This window comes from Streptomyces sp. ACA25 (assembly GCF_028200735.1).
In the GTDB taxonomy this organism is placed as follows: domain Bacteria; phylum Actinomycetota; class Actinomycetes; order Streptomycetales; family Streptomycetaceae; genus Streptomyces.
Map to the genome: position 1 here is coordinate 13,371 of NZ_JAQKPV010000012.1, position 18,021 is coordinate 31,391.

The window sequence follows — 18,021 nt, forward strand, 5'->3', positions numbered from 1 at the left end:
GATCCGGTCAAGGACGTTGTCATGGAATCATGAGGCGTGGCCGACCGCAGTCCTGTGCCCCTCCGGCCCGGCCGGGACCGGCCGTCAGGGGGAGGAACGATGATGGACAGCTTCGGACCCGCGATGTCCCGGGGAGCGCCGGGCGGCGACGACCGGGTGCCCTGCCGGGGGCGGGCGGAGCCGATCCGGGTGCTGGTGGTGGACGATCACGTGCTCTTCCGCCGCGGTCTGGAGATTGTCCTCGCCCAGGAGGCGGACATCGAGGTGGTCGGCGAGGCAGGAGACGGCGCGGAGGCCGTGGAGAAGGCCGCGGACCTGCTGCCCGACATCGTCCTGATGGACGTGCGGATGCCCCGGCGCGGCGGTATCGAGGCATGCACCTCGCTCAAGGAGGTCGCGCCGAGCGCGCGCATCATCATGCTGACCATCAGCGACGAGGAGGCCGACCTCTACGAGGCGATCAAAGCCGGGGCCACCGGCTATCTCCTGAAGGAGATCTCCACCGACGAGGTGACGGCCGCCATCCGGGCCGTGGCGGACGGGCAGTCCCAGATCAGCCCGTCCATGGCGGCGAAGCTGCTGACCGAGTTCAAGTCGATGATCCAGCGCACCGACGACCGACGGCTGGTGCCCGCGCCCCGGCTGACCCACCGCGAGCTGGAGGTACTGAAGCTGGTGGCCACGGGCAAGAACAACCGGGACATCGCCAAGGACCTCTACATCAGCGAGAACACCGTGAAGAACCACGTGCGCAACATCCTGGAGAAGCTCCAGCTGCACTCCCGGATGGAAGCGGTGGTCTACGCGATGCGGGAGAAGATCCTCGACCTGGGGGCCGGCTGACGGTGCCACCCGGCACCGTCAGCCGGCCCCGCGCGCCCGGGGACGCGGCTACCCGCGCCCTGGGCCCCGCTTGACCGCCTGGACCAGCTCCTCGTGGGTCTCCAACGGGAAGACCTGCTCCACCCGCACCTCGGTGCAGCCGACCCAGCCGGCTGCCTCGTGCAGTGCCTCGGCCATCGCCGGCACTGCTGCGGACGCTTTCCGGAGGTCTCCCTCGAAGGTGGTGCGCCGGGCCACCAGGGTGCTGCCCTCCCGGGCCGGGTCCACCCGGCCGAGCAGCCGGCCGCCGGAGAGCAGCGGCATCGCGAAGTAGCCGAAGCGGCGCCGCGCGCGGGGGGTGTACGCCTCCAGCCGGTGGCTCATGCCGAAGATCCGCTCGGTGCGGGCCCGGTCCCAGATGAGGGAGTCGAACGGGGAGAGCAAGGTGGTGCGGTGCCTGCCACGCGGGGGAGCGGCCAGCGCGGCGGGGTCGGCCCAGGCCGGCTTCCCCCAGCCCTCGACCTCCACCGGGACGAGGCCGGTCCCGGCGATGACCTCCTCCACCTGAGTGGCCTTGAGCCGGTGGTAGTCGGCGAGGTCGGCCCGGGTGGCGACCCCCAGCGCGGCCCCGGCCTGGGTGACGAGCTGCCGGGTGCACTCGGCGTCGCTCAGGTCGTCGTGCAGCAGGGCGCTCGGCACAGCCCGCTCCGCGAGGTCGTAGACCCGCTTCCAGCCGCGCCGCTCGGCGCACACCACCTCACCGGTGTCCAGCAGCCACTCGACCGCGACCTTTGTCTCCGACCAGTCCCACCAGAGGCCGCCCTTCTTCGCTCCGCCCAGCTCCGTGGCGGTCAGCGGGCCTTCGGCGGCCAGCCGCTCCCGCACCGCGGCGCACGCCCGGCCGGAGTCCGCCAGGACGTGCCAGCGGTGGCCCCTGGCCCGCCGGGCGCGGCGGCGGAAGGCGAACAGCGGCCACTCCTCGACGGGCAGTACGCAGGCCGCGTGCGACCAGTACTCGAACGCCCGCCCGCCCGACCAGTACGCGGACTCCACCGCCGCCCGGCCCACCGCGCCGAGCCGGGCGTACGGTACGAGCTCGTGGGACCGGGCCAGCACCGAGATCGTGTCGAGCTGCACCGCTCCCAGCCGCCGGAGGATCCCCGGGACCCCGGCCGGGCGGTCCGCTGCTCCCAGCAGCCCTTGGGCACGCAGGGCCAGACGGCGGGCCTCATCGGCGGACAGCGCCAACTCTGCGACATTCATGACGGCGATCGTAGGGCTGACCACTGACAGTGCCATCCGGCCTCGCATACGATGGCCGGTGCGGTGGGGCCCGCCCCGACGGGATGCCGCACCCGCGCAACCCGACCGTGCCAGGCCCGACCGGCAAGGAGACCAGCCCTCGTGTCCGTCTTCAACAAGCTCATGCGTGCAGGCGAAGGAAAAATCCTGCGCCGACTGCACCGCGTCGCCAACCAGGTGAATTCGATTGAAGAGGACTTCCTGGATCTGACCGACGCGGAACTGCGTGCGCTCACCGACGAGTACCGCGAGCGCCTCGCGGAGGGGGAGTCTCTCGACGACCTGCTGCCCGAAGCCTTCGCGACGGTCCGTGAGGCCGCCAAGCGGGTGCTCGGCCAGCGGCACTACGACGTGCAGCTGATGGGTGGCGCGGCCCTGCACATGGGGTACGTGGCGGAGATGAAGACCGGCGAGGGCAAGACTCTCGTCAGCACGCTCCCCATCTACCTGAACGCGCTGTCCGGCAAGGGCGTGCACCTGATCACGACCAACGACTACCTCGCCCAGCGTGACTCCGAGTGGATGGGCCGGGTGCACCGCTTCCTGGGCCTGGAGGTCGGCTGCATCACCGGTGGCATGCCGCCGGCCCAGCGCCGTGAGCAGTACCGCTGCGACATCACCTACGGCACCAACAACGAGTTCGGTTTCGACTACCTGCGCGACAACATGGCGTGGTCGAAGGACGAGCTGGTGCAGCGCGGACACAACTTCGCGGTGGTCGATGAGGTCGACTCCATCCTCATCGACGAGGCCCGCACCCCGCTGATCATCTCCGGCCCCGCCGACCAGGCGACCAAGTGGTATGCCGACTTCGCCAAGCTGGTCAAGCGCCTGGAGAAGGGCGAGGCCGCCGTGCCGACCAAGCAGCAGCCGGAGACCGGCGACTACGACATCGACGAGAAGAAGCGCACCGTCGCGATCCATGACGCCGGCGTGAGCAAGGTCGAGGACTGGCTGGGCATCGACAATCTCTACGAGTCGGTGAACACCCCGCTCGTCGGATACCTCAACAACGCGATCAAGGCCAAGGAGCTCTACAAGAAGGACAAGGACTACGTCGTGATCGACGGCGAGGTGGTGATCGTCGACGAGCACACCGGGCGCATCCTGGCCGGCCGCCGCTACAACGAGGGCATGCACCAGGCGATCGAGGCGAAGGAAGGGGTGAAGATCAAGGACGAGAACCAGACGCTCGCCAAGATCACCCTGCAGAACTACTTCCGCCTGTACGGCCGGCTCTCCGGCATGACCGGTACCGCCATGACCGAGGCCGCCGAGTTCCACCAGATCTACAAGCTCGGTGTGGTGCCGATCCCCACGCACCGGCCGCTGGCCCGCGTGGACCGGTCCGATCTCATCTTCCGCACCGAGGTTGCCAAGTTCAACGCGGTCGTCGAGGACATCGTCGAGAAGCACGAGCGGGGTCAGCCGGTCCTGGTCGGCACCACCTCGGTGGAGAAATCGGAGTACCTCTCCCAGCAGCTGAACAAGCGCGGGGTGCGGCACGAGGTGCTGAACGCCAAGAACCACGAGCGTGAGGCGTCGATCGTCGCCGCGGCCGGGCGCAAGAGCGCGGTCACCGTCGCCACCAACATGGCCGGCCGCGGCACCGACATCAAGCTCGGCGGGAACCCCGAGGAGATCGCCGAGGACGAGCTGCGGGCCAAGGGCCTCGACCCGGTCGAGCACGTGGAGGACTGGGCTGCCGCTCTGCCCTCGGCGCTGGAGCGTGCCGAGAAGGCTGTGGAGAGCGAGTTCCAGGAGGTCAAGGACCTCGGCGGGCTGTACGTGCTGGGTACCGAGCGCCATGAGTCGCGCCGGATCGACAACCAGCTGCGCGGCCGCTCCGGCCGGCAGGGCGACCCGGGCGCGACCAGGTTCTATCTGTCGCTGGGTGACGACCTGATGCGGCTGTTCAAGGCGCAGATGGTCGAGCGCGTGATGTCGATGGCCAGCGTCCCCGACGATGTCCCGATCGAGAACAAGATGGTCACCCGCGCCATCGCGTCCGCCCAGGGGCAGGTCGAACAGCAGAACTTCGAGATCCGCAAGAACGTCCTGAAGTACGACGAGGTCCTGAACCGGCAGCGTGAGGTCATCTACGGTGAGCGCCGCCGGGTGCTGGAGGGCGAGGACCTGCACGAGCAGATCCGGTTCTTCATGAACGACACCATCGACGCCTACGTGCAGGCCGAGACGGTGGAGGGCTTCGCCGAGGAGTGGGACATGGAGCGCCTGTGGGGCGCTTTCCGGCAGCTCTACCCGGTCGAGGTGACCGTGGAGCAGCTGGAGGAGGAGGTCGGCGGCGACCGGATGGGCCTGACGCCGGAGTTCATCGCGGAGGCCATCAAGGCGGACGTCGGCAGGCAGTACGACGCCCGGGAGGCCGAGCTCGGCCCCGATGTCATGCGGGAGCTGGAGCGCCGCGTGGTGCTGTCCGTGCTGGACCGCAAGTGGCGCGAGCACCTCTACGAGATGGACTACCTCCAGGAGGGCATCGGTCTGCGCGCGATGGCGCAGCGGGACCCGGTGGTGGAGTTCCAGCGCGAGGGCTTCGACATGTTCACCGCCATGATGGAGGGCATCAAGGAAGAGTCCGTCGGCTACCTGTTCAACCTGGAGGTGCAGGTCGACCGCAAGGTCGAGGAGGTCGAGGTCGAGGAGGGGGCCGAACGGCCGCAGCTGACGAAGCAGCCGCAGGACGCGGCGCCGGCAGGGGCGGGCGGACGGCCCGAGATCCACGCCAAGGGCCTGGATGCTCCCCAGCGCGCGGACCGGCTGCGGTTCTCCGCGCCGACGGTGGACGGTGAGGGCGGGGTCGTCGAGGGCGAGCTGGCCGGCTCCGACGGCGGGACCGGTACCCGCTCGGGGGCGGGCGCTTCCGGGATGAGCCGTGCGGAGCGCCGCAAGGCCGCGCAGAAGGGCGGCCGTCGCCGCAAGAAGTGAGGCAGCGGTGGCCCCCGGGCCCGGCCGGCGCATGCCGGCCGGGCCCGGGGTGCGTTCAGCGGGGGGACTGCGGCGCGACATCGAGCTCCACCGCGCAGCAGCGCCATCGTCCCTCCGGGCCGCGTTCGAGCCGGAAGGCGACCGCGCGCATGCGCCCCCCGGCGAGGATGCGGGCGAAAGCCTCGATGACGCCCGGATCCGGCCGGCATGCTCCGACCCGGTGCAGGACGGGGGCGGTGCGGTCGGGGCCGGTCGGACGCAGCGGGGCGAGCGGTGCCAGCCGGCCGAGCTGCTCGTACGCCCGTTCCCGGGCGTGCCCGAGAAGGGCGTGCACGGGTTTCTGGCCGCTGAGCACCAGCATGAGCTGCTGGGCGAACCACGCCTGCGGCCTCGCGGGGTCGAACCGGACGGTGCCCCGGTTTCTCGCTCCGGCGGTGCCGGGACGCCGGGGGTCCTGGCGGCGTGGTGGTGCGGTGTTGCGCGTTCCGCGCTGACCGGTTGTTCTCATGGCGCTGTCCCCGAGTAGGTCCTACTGACTAGTAACAAGCGCGGATTGTAGTCACCCGATCACTCACCGGCAAGACCGGCGCGGCGTATCCTGGCGGGCATGCGTGTCTACCTCCCCCTCACCCTGACCGGGCTCGAAGAGCTGCACCGGAGGGGGGAAACCGGATCGGCTCCGCTCAGCGCCTGTGCTGTCCCGCCCGCCCTGCGGGGACAGGGCGGTCCGGGCGATGAGGAGGAGCTGGAGTACGCGGCGCTCGGTCTGGCCGCCGGAATGTCGCTGCGGCTGCTCGTGGCCGAGCCGGAGGCCGTCCCCCGCCGGGTGGTCCTGGCCGCCGACGTCGCGGAGTCCGACGTGGCCGCCGACTCCGGCCGGGGCCCGGACGCCCATGCGGCAGGTGAGGTGCTCGTCACCCGGCCGGTGCCTCTGGCGAGGGTCGCGGCGGTGCACGTGGACGCCCCCGAGGCGGAGCCGGACATCACCGCGGCGGCGGATGCCCTGGAGGCTGCCGACCGGGGTGATGAGGACGCCCGGTTCGTGGTCGACCGGGCCACCGACCACGAGCTGCTGTGGTACGCCGTCCAGGAGATCGGGGAGCTTCTCCGGTGAGCCCCCGGCCCGGCGCGGACCGAGCCGCAAGGGCCCCGGTGTCCGGGCCGCAGGCTACGGTCCCGGCCATGGACACGCGCTCGGGGCACATCGTCTGGGACTGGAACGGCACCCTGCTGCACGACACCGACGTGGTGCTGGAGGCGACCAACGCCTCCTGTGCCGAGATCGGGCTGCCGCCGCTCACACTGGAGCAGTACCGGGAGCTCTACTGCGTTCCCGTACCGCGCTTCTACGGGAAACTGCTGGGACGGCAGCCGTCCGCCGAGGAATGGGAAGCGATGGACGCTGCCTTCCGGCGGCACTACGGGGCAGGGGCCGACCGCGCCGCGCTCGCCGAGGGAGCCGCGGAGCTGCTGCTCTCGTGGAAGACCGGGGGCGGCACCCAGTCGGTGTGCTCGCTCGCCCCGCACGAGCGGCTGGTCCCGTGGCTCGGCAGGCTGGGCCTCGACGGTCACTTCGAGCGGGTCGACGGTGACACCGGGGTGACCGGTCCGCTGCGCGGCAAGGCCCGGCAGATGGCCCGTCATCTGGCCGCGATGCCGCACGTGGACCGGCTCCGTACCGTCGTCATCGGCGACGCGGCGGACGACGCCGCCGCGGCGGCCCACGCGGGCGCGAAGGCGGTCCTCTACACCGGGGGATCCCACAGCCGTCAAGGCCTGAAACGAGTCGGGGTCCCGGTGGTCGACAGTCTCGCCGACGCCGTCGAGGCCGCCGCGGAGCTGGTGGCCCGAGCCGGCCCCCGGCCTCCGGCCCGCACCCCTGAAGACCCTGTCTGACCAGGTGTTTCGGTGTGCCCGGAGGAGGAGTGCCCGGCCCCGGGCGCATGCACCGCAGGGGGAACGGCGATAGGGTGGCCCGGTGATCCGTGTGCAGTCGCCGAGGCAGCGTCGCCTCTGTGCGGTGCTCCTGCCGGAGGCCGCGGCCTGCCGCTGATCACACCTGCCCAGGGGCCCGCGCACGACGGAACACGCGCTGCCCGACCCTTCCCGACGTCACGCAACGGCGCGCGACAGGAGCCAAGAGGACATGCACCGCAAGCTGGACGAAGACAAGGCCGAGCTGCTCGCCCAGGCCGCTCACGTGGCGGACCAGGGTTCGGCCGGGAGTCAGCCCTCGCACGGGATGGACGCGGCCACACTCGAGACGTACCTCCAGCGCTACTACCTGTACGTGGCCCCCGAGGACATCGTCGGCCGGGACCCGGTCGACGTGTACGGCGCGGCTCTCGCGCACTACCGGCTGGCCGGCAACCGGCCGCAGGGCACCGCGAACGTCCGCGTCTACACCCCGACCGTCGACGAGATGGGCTGGACGTGCAGCCACACAGTCGTCGAAGTCGTCACCGACGACATGCCCTTCCTGGTCGACTCCGTGACCAACGAGCTGTCCCGGAAGGAACGCGGCATCCACATCGTCATCCACCCGCAGGTGATCGTCCGCCGGGACGTCACGGGGCGGCTGCTGGAGGTCCTGGACGCCGGACGGGACCCGTACGGCGAGTCCGCGACCACGCACGACCCCGCCGACCTCCCGCCGGACGCCCTCACCGAATCCTGGATCCACGTCGAGATCGACCGGGAGACCGACCGGGCCGACCACGAGCGGATCGAGGCGGACCTGCGCCGGGTGCTCACCGACGTCCGGGAGTCCGTCGAGGACTGGCACAAGATGCGGGGTGCGGCTCTGCGGATCGCCGACGAACTGTCCAGCAACCCCACCCGCGACGCCGCACGTGACCAGGAGACCGAGGAGGCCCGGGAGCTGCTGCGCTGGCTGGCCGCGGACCACTTCACCTTCCTCGGATACCGCGAGTACCGGCTGACCCGGGAGGACAACGGCGGGGAGCGCGACCAGCTCACCGCGGTCCCGGGCAGCGGCCTGGGCATTCTGCGCTCCGATCCCACCCACTACCCCTACCCCGGCCACGAGGAGAGCGGCTCCACCGGCTCCTCCGCCTTCAGCCGGATGTCCCCCGCGGCCCGGGCCAAGGCCCGTGAGCCCAAGCTGCTGATCCTCACCAAGGCCAACAGCCGCGCCACCGTGCACCGCCCTTCCTACCTCGACTACATCGGGGTGAAGAAGTTCGACGCGGAAGGCAAGGTCATCGGGGAGCGCCGGTTCCTCGGGCTGTTCTCCTCCGCCGCCTACACCGAGTCGGTCCGCCGGGTCCCGGTCATCCGCCGCAAGGTCGCCCAGGTGCTGTCCGCCGCCGGGTTCGCGCCGGACAGCCACAGCGGCCGTGACCTGATGCAGATCCTGGAGACCTACCCCCGGGACGAGCTCTTCCAGACCTCGGTCGGCACACTGCGCTCGATCGTCACCGCCGTGCTGCACCTCCAGGAGCGGCGCCGGCTCAGGCTGTTCCTGCGGCAGGACGAGTACGGGCGGTACTACGCGGCGCTGGTCTACCTTCCGCGGGACCGGTACACCACGTCCGTACGGCTGCGGCTCATTGACATCCTCCGTGAGGAACTCAACGGCACCAGTGTGGACTTCACCGCATGGAACACCGAGTCGGTGCTGTCCCGCCTGCACTTCGTGGTGCGGGTCGAGCCCGGCACCGAGCTGGCCGAGCTGACCGACGCGGACGTGGAACGGATCGAGGCGCGGCTGGCGGAAGCCTCCCGCTCCTGGATCGACGGCTTCTCCGACGCGCTCCTCGCCGAGTACGGCGAGGAGCGGGCCGCCGAACTCGGCCGCCGCTTCCACCACGCCTTCCCCGAGGGGTACAAGGCCGACTTCCCGCCCCGGGCCGCGGTCGCCGACCTGCAGTACGTCCTGGGGCTCGAGCCCGACGAGGCGGGCCACGCCTTCGCCCTGAGCCTGTACGAGCCGGTGGGTGCCGGGCACGGCGAACGCCGCTTCAAGATCTACCGCACCGGTGAGCAGGTGTCGCTCTCCGCGGTGCTTCCCGTGCTGCACTGCCTGGGCGTCGAGGTGGTGGACGAGCGCCCCTACGAGCTGCGGCCCAGCGACGGAAGCAGTGCCTGGATCTACGACTTCGGCCTGCGCATCCCCGAGTCGCTGGCCGGAAACCTCGGTGGCGACGCGCGCGAGCGCTTCCAGGACGCCTTCTCCGCCGCCTGGACGGGGGCCGCGGAGAACGACGGCATCAACGCCCTGGTCCTGTCCTCCGGTCTCACCTGGCGGCAGGCCATGGTGCTCCGCGCCTATGCCAAGTACCTGTGGCAGGCGGGGGCCAGGTTCTCGCGCGAGAACATGGAGGCCACCCTCCGCAAGAACGTGCACACCACCCGGCTGCTCGTCAGGCTCTTCGAGGCGCGCCTCTCCCCGGAACTCGCTGGGGCCGGCCGGGAGCTGACCGACGGTCTGCTCGAGGAGCTCGACGGTGCCCTCGAGGAGGTTTCCAACCTGGACGAGGACCGCATCCTGCGGGCCTTCCTGACCGTTATCAAAGCCACGCTGAGGAGCAATTACTTCCAGAGCGAGAGGGAGGATCCCACCGAGGGAGGGGAGACCACCCCCGACTCCGGCAGCAGCCGGACCGGAGAGGTCCGCAGCCGGAGCACCGCGGAGCTCCGCAGCGGTACCAGGAGCCGGCGCGCGCTCGAGGGGAGCCGGGCCCGCGGGCAGGCCCCCGCCGGCCACCGCCCGCACCCGTACCTGTCGCTGAAGTTCGACCCGCAAGCGATCCCGGACCTTCCCGAACCCCGCCCCGCCTACGAGATCTGGGTGTACTCCCCGCGGGTCGAGGGCGTGCACCTGCGCTTCGGCAAAGTGGCCCGCGGCGGCCTGCGCTGGTCCGACCGGCGGGAGGACTTCCGCACCGAGATCCTCGGCCTGGTGAAGGCGCAGGAAGTGAAGAACACCGTCATCGTCCCCGTCGGCGCCAAGGGCGGCTTCATCGGCAAGCGGCTGCCCAACCCGGCAACAGAGCGGGACGCCTGGCTCGCCGAGGGCATCGCCTGCTACAAGACGTTCATCTCCGGCCTGCTCGACATCACCGACAATCTGGTGGACGGCGAGGTCGTCCCGCCGAGGGACGTCGTGCGGCACGACGGGGACGACACCTACCTGGTCGTCGCCGCGGACAAGGGCACAGCGACGTTCTCCGACATCGCCAACGAGGTCGCCGAGTCCTACGGCTACTGGATGCAGGACGCGTTCGCCTCCGGAGGTTCGGCCGGCTACGACCACAAGGGCATGGGCATCACCGCCCGGGGCGCGTGGGAATCCGTCAAACGGCATTTCCGGGAGCTCGGTCACGACACCCAGACCCAGGACTTCACCGTCGTCGGGGTCGGGGACATGTCGGGGGACGTATTCGGCAACGGAATGCTCCTGTCGGAGCACATCCGGCTGATCGCCGCCTTCGACCACCGGCACATCTTCCTCGACCCGGACCCGGATGCCGCCGTCTCCTACGCCGAGCGGAGACGGCTCTTCGAGCTGCCGCGTTCCTCCTGGGCGGACTACGACAGCTTGCTGCTCTCCCCGGGCGGCGGGGTCCACCTCCGCAGTGCCAAGTCCATCCCCCTCACCCCGCAGGTCCGCGCGGCCCTCGACATCCCCGGCGACATCCCGTCGATGACTCCGGCGGAGCTGATGCGCGCTGTCCTGAAGGCACCCGTGGACCTGCTGTGGAACGGCGGCATCGGTACCTACGTGAAGGCATCGGCCGAAACCGACCTCGACGTGGGGGACAAGGCCAACGACGCCATCCGGATCGACGGCCGGGACCTGCGGGCCCGGGTCATCGGGGAGGGCGGCAACCTGGGCATGACTCAGCTGGGCCGCATCGAGTACGCCGCGCAGGGCGGGCACTGCAACACCGACGCGATCGACAACAGCGCCGGGGTGGACACCTCCGACCACGAGGTGAACATCAAGATCCTGCTCAACTCGGCGGTGGCTTCCGGTGATCTGACGGTCAAGCAGCGGAACCTGCTGCTGGCGGACATGACCGACGAGGTCTCCGCGATCGTGCTGCGCAACAACTACGCGCAGAACGTGGTGCTGGCCAACTCGGTGGCCACCGCCCCCGGCCTGCTGCTGGCCCACCAGCGCCTGATCCAGCAGTTCGAGTCGGACGGACGGCTCAACCGCACCCTGGAGTTTCTCCCCGACGACGAGGAGATCCGGGAACGGCTGCACGACGGCGGAGGGCTGACCCAGCCCGAGCTCGCCGTACTGCTCGCCTACGCCAAGCTGGTGGTCACCGAGGAGCTGATCGACACGGACCTGCCCGACGACCCCTACGTCAGGCAGCTGCTGCACGTCTACTTCCCCAGTGCCCTGCGGGGGCGCTTCTCCGACCGGATCGACCAGCACGCCCTGCGCCGGGAGATCATCACCACGTTGCTCGTCAACGACACCATCAACGTGGCCGGTTCGTCCTTCGTGCACCGCATGAAGGAGGAATCCGGTGCCTCCACGGAGGAGATCCTCCGGGCGCACACGGCGGCACGGGCGATCTTCACCCTGCACACGGTCTGGGACACCGTGGAGCAGCTGGACAACCAGGTCAGCGCCTCGGTGCAGACCAGGATTCGGCTGCACTCCCGTCGGATGGTGGAGCGGGCGGCCCGCTGGCTGCTCAACAACCGTCCGCAGCCGCTGCAGCTCGCCGAGACCATCGAGCTCTTCTCCGACCGGGTGGCGCAGGTCTGGAACGAACTCCCGAAGCTGCTGCGCGGGCAGGACCTGGAATGGCACAGCAGGATCCACGACGAACTGGTGGGGGCCGGAGTACCTGCGGACCTCGCTCAGCAGGTGGCTGGGTTCTCGTCGGCGTTCCCCGCGCTGGACGTGGTCGCGGTCGCCGACCGGACCGGCCGCGACCTGCTCGACGTCGCCGAGGTGTACTACCACTTGGGCGATCAGCTGGGTATCTCGCGGCTCCAGGACCGGATCAGTGAGCTGCCGCGGGCCGACCGCTGGCAGTCGATGGCGCGCACCTCGATCCGGGAGGACCTGTACGCGGCCCACCAGCTGATCACCGCGGACGTGCTGTCCTCCGGGGACAGCGAGGCCAGCCCGGAGGACCGCTTCGCAGCCTGGGCCCAGCGGAACGCGGCGATCCTGGGCCGGGCCCGCGCCACCCTGCAGGAGATCCAGTCCTCGGACAGCTTCGACCTGGCGAACCTGTCGGTGGCGATGCGCACCATGCGCACCCTGCTGCGCAGCAACCGCTGAACGATCGTGCACCGCTTCCTTGCCCGGCTCCTTTCCCGGAGCACCGCGGAAGGAAGCGGTGCACGCTGCTGTGGTGTGACGGCCGCTCACCGGACCGGTCTCCTGATCGACCCTGTGCTGTGGGCTCCTGCGTGCGCTGCCGCAGCCGGGACGCCGCTGCCCCTCCCCCCCGCCCGGCCGGCCCGTGCGCCGAACCGCCGGTACGGGCCCGCATCCTTTCCGTGCCGTGATCGTTGGGTATACCAGCCGCGGTGGGTTCAGGCGTACGGAGGGAGGGGCGGCGGGGTATGCGTGCGAAACCACAGCTCACCCTTGCGCACCAGGGTGCGGTCACGCACACACGCCGGGGTCGGGCCACTGTCCGTTCGCTGATCGGCGACGATCCCGCTCTGCGTGCGGCGTACCGGCTGTGCCGGCGCACCGCACGACAGCATGATCCGGGGATCCACGCCCTCATCCAGCTGATGCCGGCCGTGTTGCGCCCGGCGTGCTGGGCCCTGTGGGCGGCTGCCAGCGTCGTCGACGATCTGGCAGACGCTCACGAGGGGGAGCCCGCGGAGCGTGCGGCCCGCGTCGAGGCGTGGGCCGAGGCACTGACGCACGACCTTGCGGCGGGCACGAGCACGGATCCGGTCCGGCACGCTCTGGTGGACACCGCCCGGCAGTGGCGTCTGGACCTGTCCGGCTTGCGGGGCGCGTTGGCCAGCACACGATCCGATGCCCACGGTCTGCGCTGCACCGACTGGGCCGCTTGGCGGGCCCGGTGCAACGAGGAACTGGTGCCCTGGGTCGACCAGGTACGACAGCTGTTCGAACAGGCTGGCGCCCCGATGACGCTCCGCCTGGACCGGGTAGCCGATTACGAACAGTTCATCGACGGTGCCCAGCTCACTGACGTCCTCACCGACCTGAGTGCCGACCTCGCCGAGGGGCACCTCATCCTGCCGCAGGAAGCCCTGGCGCGCTTCCCCGGCGCAGAGGCGGACCTGCTGCAGAGGCGTTGGAGCCCGGCGGTGGCAGCCTTGACCGCAGAGCTGACGGCCCTGGCCCGCAGGCGGCTGAGCAGGCCAGCCATGACGCGAGGAATGCACCCCGGCGCTGCCACCGTCCTCGACACGGCGGGAGCACTGATGCGCGCCCAACTCGACGCTGTCGAAGCGGCCGGCTGCACACTGCTGCAACGCGCTCCCCGCCTTTCCGTGGTGGCCCGCACCCGTGTGCTGGTGCCCGCCCGCCTCCGCGCAGCCATGGCCTGGAGCATGACCCGGGTGACCGTGCCGGGCCCCCGACCACCTGTGGTGGTCCCGCCATATCCGAGCCGGGCAGCCGACGACTCCGAGGGGTTGTGTCCGCCGCCACCGCACCCCGATGGATTCCGGCCACCGCAGGTGGCCGCCGACCGGATGCCTGCGCACGTGGCGGTCATCATGGACGGTAGCGGCCGCTGGGCCGAACAGCGCGGGCTGCCCCGCCCCGAGGGTCACCGCGCCGGCAACGCCGCCGTCCGGGAGATGGTTTACGGTGCCTTGGAAATCGGCCTGCGTCACCTGACTCTCTACGCGTTCTCCACCGAGAACTGGCAACGCGGCCCGGAGGAGGTCACCATGATTCTGGAGACGCTCCGACGTGAGCTCGACGGAGGTGTCTTCCGCAAGCTCGGTGTGCACCAGCGGTGGTCCGGCCGTTCCGACAGACTGCCCGAGGATCTCGTCCACGCCCTGCGGCGCGAAGAGCGCGACACCCGGGGCGCCGGGCTCACACTCACTCTGTGCGTCGACTACGGCGGCCGCGACGAGATCGTCCGGGCCGCCGCAGCACTCGCCCAGGCAGCCCGTGAAGGTGAAGTGAGCCCTCACCTCCTCGGGGAGGACGACTTCGCCCGGTACTTGCCCCACCCCGACATGCCGGACGTCGACCTGCTGTGGCGCACCGGCAACGAGCAGCGCACGTCCAACTTCCTGCCCTGGCAGGCCTCCTACGCGGAGCTGTACTTCACCCCGGGTTACTGGCCGGACAACGACCGGCGCGACCTGTGGCAGGCCGTCCTCGAGTACGGTCGCCGCCGACGCCGCCACGGTGCAGTCCCCGCCCCCCTCCCCTCTCCCGAGAACCACCGGCCGCCCTCGCGCGCCCAGCCGGACCACGGCCGCTGACGCGTGCCGGAGTGACCACCCGGAGCCGGGCCGGCCGGGGTTGCCCGCCCTTGACGGGCAACCCCGGCCGGCCCGGCACATGTCACTACGCGGCGGGGGGCGGTGAACCCTGCCCGGTTGCCGTCCCGGTGCGCTCGTAAGGGCTGGGGAACGGAAAGTACGCCCGCAGGAACGGGTCCATCACGGCCAGCTGAGTCTCCAGATCGGCCTCGTCCGAGACCGTGTCGTTCAGGCAGAACACCATCCGGTTCCGGGCGGCGAGCAGGCGTCCGAGCCTCGTCGGGGTGTGCGGGTGCGCCATGTCGAAGTAGTCGTAGCGGATGCCGCTCGACACCGCCCGGCCGGTCAGGAAGGAGTAGTAGTGGTGGAGTGAGGACGTGACGGAGAGGTCGTCCAGGTTACGGAAGCGGTTCGCCGCGGTGGCCCGGTGGCGGTCCTTGAACTCCTCCTCGATCTCGTGGAGGACGCTGCGCCGCAGGGCGTGCGGCACATGCTTCATCTTCTGCGTGATGACGGTGCCGAAACGCCGCTCCAGCAGGGCGCGGTTGTTCTTGCCCGCGACCGAGACCGGCACGTCGTCGGGTGAGGGCAGCCCGTGCGGGATGTGTGCGCGGGAGAGGAAGAACCGGGTGAGGCCGTTGCCGAGGAAGAAGTTCTGCGGCACCGTGAGCTGGCCGAAGAACACATCGTCGTTCAGGTAGAGAAAGTGCTCCGCCAGGCCGTCGATGTGGTGCAGCTGGCTCTCGATGGCGTGCGAGTTGAACGTGGGCAGCAGCGAGGCGTCCGAGAAGATGTCCTGGTGACTGACCACCGTGATCCCGGGGTGGGAGGTGTCCAGCCACTCCGGGGTCTGGTCGTCGGTCACCAGGTAGACGTGCCGGATCCAGGGCGCGTACTGGTGAAGTGAGCGCAGGGAGTAGCGCAGTTCGTCGCGGCTCAGGTAGCGGGCGGCGTTGGCCGCCTCCACGTGATACGTCTCGCCGGAGTACTCGGCGCGGCGCCGCAGCCAGGCCGGGTCCGACCCGTCCACCCAGGTGTAGACCGCGTCCACGGGGAACGACACGTCCTCCGTCAAGGGCTGGGCGAACTCGGGGAGGGTCTGCACCTGACCGGGGGAATCGGAGTCCACGGGCAGAAGCTGGGTGAGACGGGTCAGCGGCACCTGCACCCGGGGTGTGTCGGCGGCGACCTCCTCGGTGCACTTGTTCCGGCGGGGGGCTGCCAGCGTCCCTGCCGCGGTGGGCTGCCAGAACTCCAGGGTGCAGCCGTACCGTTCACCGACCGTCGCCTGGCCCCGGTGGTCGGTGAAGTACCAGCGCACATCGACGATGTCGGTGTGCGGCAGTTGGCGCTTGGCGGCTGCGGAGTTGCCGGGGACGGTGCGGCGCGGTCCCTTCCGCAGCCTGCGCCGGTGCACCGCGATGTAGCCGGCGGTTTCGGCGCAGAGCTTCACCAGGGCCCGCAGAGCGGCACGCCGGTCGGCCTCGGCAACGCCGACGGACGCGGTGCGCACGTCTGTGCCCCGCACACAGAAGTAGTCGATCCCCGCCTCCGCGAGGGTCGCGGTGACCAGGCGCAGGGCTTCGGTCTGTGCCTGCAGAGGCGAGGGGAACTCCCGGACATGGGCGGCCTTGGGGTGTCCCTTCACCTGTACCAGCCGACGCTCGTGGCCGGAAAAAAGGGCCGGGAACTGCCGCAGAGCGCGGTCCGCACGGCGGTCTGCGAGTCGTTCCGACAGCACCTGGCTGGAGGCGAGCGAGCGCTTTACCGATTCCCGCAGCTGTGGGGAGAGCCGCCCCGCGACGGCCCTGCGGGCCGAGGTCGGCACGGTCCGCCGGTACAGCGAGACCAGCAGGGACACTTCGGGATTGCGGTGGCCGGACTCGGCCGTGATGCGGTCGTGCTCGGAGCTTGCGGTCATTTCTCCGACTCTCCTCCTTGCCGTGGGGCAGCAGATGCCGGCCGGGCCGGGGCCGGGCCGGCGGTGTCGCGCGGGTCGCGCCGGGCCGCGTACTCCGGGGCCTCGCCGGCGGCGCGGGAGGCGCGTGGGGTGCCGGTCGGGCCGGAGCGGACGCGGAGGGTGGCAGTGCCCTGTGCCCGTGCGGGGGAAACGCGCCGGGGTGGCACGTTCTCGCCCCGTGGCCCGCCATCGGTGGCGCAAATTGCGGGGAACCCGGTGAGCCCGGGTCCGCCAGTGATCAAGTGGGGCATACCGCTACCTTACGATCTCCGGATCCCTGGGGTTCGCGGACGATGCCCTGCTGAGAACGATCAGTTGATGTTCTTCGTCACGCTCTTGGAGGCCGCACCGCCGTCGGGTCTGCTGTCCTCACGTCGGCAAGGTGACCTCCGGCGGTCTTCCGGGCTGCCGTCCATGACGACCGTACAGGCAGACCGCCTCCGGGTGGCGGAACCGGGCGGTGGCGCCCGGGAACGTCGGACAGAGCTGCCGTGCCGTCCCTGGCCGGGGGGTTCGCGGCTTGCTCAGGCGGTGGAGGACGGCCCGGCAGGGCCCGTCCGTGGGAAGCCGTCGAACGCGGGCAGGGGCTCCGTGGCAGAGGTGAGGTTGGTGCGTTCGTCACAGGCGAGCACGGCGATCAGCCACTGCCGCATGTCGCGGTACCAGGGCGGGGTCAGTTTGCGCGGCGCCAGCAGCCAGTCCCGGCACGGGTGGCCGACGAACTCCCGGTACTCCTCGGCCGAGCTGGGCAGCCACGGGGTGCCGGGCTCGATCTGGTAGAGGTGGTAGCCCAGCGCGAGGACAGTGGCCAGGGTGCTGCGCAGGGCTGTGTGGTCGGCCTTCGGCAGCAGTTCGCACACGATCCAGGGCCGGGCCTCACGGATGGTCCGCAGCGCGCCGTCCAGCACCTGCGCCTCGTAGGTCTCCACGTCGATCTTGACGAGATGCGGAGTCAGACCGTGTTCCGCGGTGAACAGGTCGAGGGTGGTGACCGGCACCCGCACGGACTCCCGGTAGTCGCGGTGTGCCGGGTTGAGCGAGTTGGAGCTCTCCGACTTCAGCGAACGGTGGAGCGTGGCGGTACCGGTCGTGTCCGCGACCGCGGACTCCACCACGCGGTAGTGGAGCCCGTTCACCTCACGGAGCCGCCGGGCGGTCTCGGCCACTTCGGGAGTCGGTTCGAAGGCGTACACCGACGGCCCCTCGTTTCCGGTGAGCGCGTCGATGAGAGCGGCGTACAGCCCGATGTTCGCCCCGACGTCGTACACCGCGGTGCCGGACGGAGCCCGGTGGGCAAGCGCGAGCAGAGTGGCCTGGGTCAGGGGTTCGTAACCGGCGAGGCCGGATCGCCGCAGTTGCCGCTGGACGGCGGTCTGCTGCCCGTTCAGCACGTCCAGGGTGCGGGGGTGGTGGCCGGCCGACCGCAGATCGGCCGGCTTCCTCGGCAAGGTGACGGAGAGAGCCATCGGCAGTGATCCTTCCGCGGACGCAGAAGTGGCAGGCAACCGCGCCGTGGGGGACAGGGGCCGACACGTTACCGCCACGGCGCGTGCGTGACGCGG

10 protein-coding genes are annotated in these 18,021 nt (G+C 70.6%); 6 read left to right on the plus strand and 4 right to left on the minus strand.

What is annotated here, in order from left to right; all coding sequences use genetic code 11:
• Positions 1-99: 99 nt before the first annotated feature.
• Positions 100-843, plus strand: a complete 744-nt coding sequence (locus tag PJ985_RS18025) for a response regulator (RefSeq protein WP_443033515.1) — start codon at positions 100-102, stop codon at positions 841-843.
• Between the two features lie 48 nt (positions 844-891).
• Here the strand turns inward: PJ985_RS18025 and PJ985_RS18030 are convergent, their stop codons facing one another.
• The gene (locus PJ985_RS18030) at positions 892-2,085 is read right to left on the minus strand and encodes a winged helix-turn-helix domain-containing protein (RefSeq protein ID WP_271684846.1); all 1,194 of its coding nucleotides are present in this window, start codon (positions 2,083-2,085) and stop codon (positions 892-894) included.
• A 141-nt stretch (positions 2,086-2,226) separates the two neighbouring features.
• Here PJ985_RS18030 and secA point away from each other — a divergent pair, with 141 nt between their 5' ends.
• Positions 2,227-5,070, plus strand: coding sequence for a preprotein translocase subunit SecA (gene secA, locus PJ985_RS18035; protein ID WP_271684847.1), 2,844 nt, complete (start codon positions 2,227-2,229; stop codon positions 5,068-5,070).
• A 55-nt stretch (positions 5,071-5,125) separates the two neighbouring features.
• Here the strand turns inward: secA and PJ985_RS18040 are convergent, their stop codons facing one another.
• The gene (locus PJ985_RS18040) at positions 5,126-5,578 is read right to left on the minus strand and encodes an Rv3235 family protein (RefSeq protein WP_271684848.1); all 453 of its coding nucleotides are present in this window, start codon (positions 5,576-5,578) and stop codon (positions 5,126-5,128) included.
• A 99-nt stretch (positions 5,579-5,677) separates the two neighbouring features.
• Between PJ985_RS18040 and PJ985_RS18045 the strand changes: the two genes are divergently transcribed.
• The 4 genes from PJ985_RS18045 (at position 5,678) to uppS (ending at position 14,499) form a co-directional block, all read left to right on the plus strand.
• The gene (locus PJ985_RS18045) at positions 5,678-6,184 is read left to right on the plus strand and encodes a DUF6912 family protein (RefSeq protein WP_271684849.1); all 507 of its coding nucleotides are present in this window, start codon (positions 5,678-5,680) and stop codon (positions 6,182-6,184) included.
• Between the two features lie 68 nt (positions 6,185-6,252).
• Entirely contained in the window at positions 6,253-6,966 is a 714-nt protein-coding gene (locus tag PJ985_RS18050; RefSeq protein ID WP_271684850.1) for an HAD family hydrolase, read from the plus strand.
• Between the two features lie 250 nt (positions 6,967-7,216).
• Complete coding sequence (locus PJ985_RS18055) at positions 7,217-12,346, plus strand: NAD-glutamate dehydrogenase (protein ID WP_271684851.1); 5,130 nt, start codon at positions 7,217-7,219, stop codon at positions 12,344-12,346.
• A gap of 287 nt (positions 12,347-12,633) precedes the next feature.
• The gene (uppS, locus tag PJ985_RS18060; RefSeq protein ID WP_271684852.1) at positions 12,634-14,499 is read left to right on the plus strand and encodes a polyprenyl diphosphate synthase; all 1,866 of its coding nucleotides are present in this window, start codon (positions 12,634-12,636) and stop codon (positions 14,497-14,499) included.
• Positions 14,500-14,584: 85 nt separating this feature from the next.
• Here the strand turns inward: uppS and PJ985_RS18065 are convergent, their stop codons facing one another.
• Entirely contained in the window at positions 14,585-16,420 is a 1,836-nt protein-coding gene (locus PJ985_RS18065) for a stealth family protein (protein WP_271684853.1), read from the minus strand.
• A 563-nt stretch (positions 16,421-16,983) separates the two neighbouring features.
• On the minus strand, positions 16,984-17,925 hold the full coding sequence (locus PJ985_RS18070) for an FkbM family methyltransferase (RefSeq protein WP_271684854.1): 942 nt from the start codon (positions 17,923-17,925) through the stop codon (positions 16,984-16,986).
• Positions 17,926-18,021 lie beyond the last annotated feature (96 nt).

Excerpts from the sequence above, each read along its gene's own strand:
- PJ985_RS18065 (WP_271684853.1), bottom strand. The coding sequence starts at position 16,420 with ATGACCGCAAGCTCCGAGCACGACCGCATCACGGCCGAGTCCGGCCAC.
- PJ985_RS18040 (WP_271684848.1), bottom strand. The coding sequence starts at position 5,578 with ATGAGAACAACCGGTCAGCGCGGAACGCGCAACACCGCACCACCACGC.
- PJ985_RS18070 (WP_271684854.1), bottom strand. The coding sequence starts at position 17,925 with ATGGCTCTCTCCGTCACCTTGCCGAGGAAGCCGGCCGATCTGCGGTCG.
- PJ985_RS18025 (WP_443033515.1), top strand. The coding sequence starts at position 100 with ATGATGGACAGCTTCGGACCCGCGATGTCCCGGGGAGCGCCGGGCGGC.
- PJ985_RS18055 (WP_271684851.1), top strand. The coding sequence starts at position 7,217 with ATGCACCGCAAGCTGGACGAAGACAAGGCCGAGCTGCTCGCCCAGGCC.
- uppS (WP_271684852.1), top strand. The coding sequence starts at position 12,634 with ATGCGTGCGAAACCACAGCTCACCCTTGCGCACCAGGGTGCGGTCACG.
- PJ985_RS18045 (WP_271684849.1), top strand. The coding sequence starts at position 5,678 with ATGCGTGTCTACCTCCCCCTCACCCTGACCGGGCTCGAAGAGCTGCAC.
- PJ985_RS18050 (WP_271684850.1), top strand. The coding sequence starts at position 6,253 with ATGGACACGCGCTCGGGGCACATCGTCTGGGACTGGAACGGCACCCTG.
- PJ985_RS18030 (WP_271684846.1), bottom strand. The coding sequence starts at position 2,085 with ATGAATGTCGCAGAGTTGGCGCTGTCCGCCGATGAGGCCCGCCGTCTG.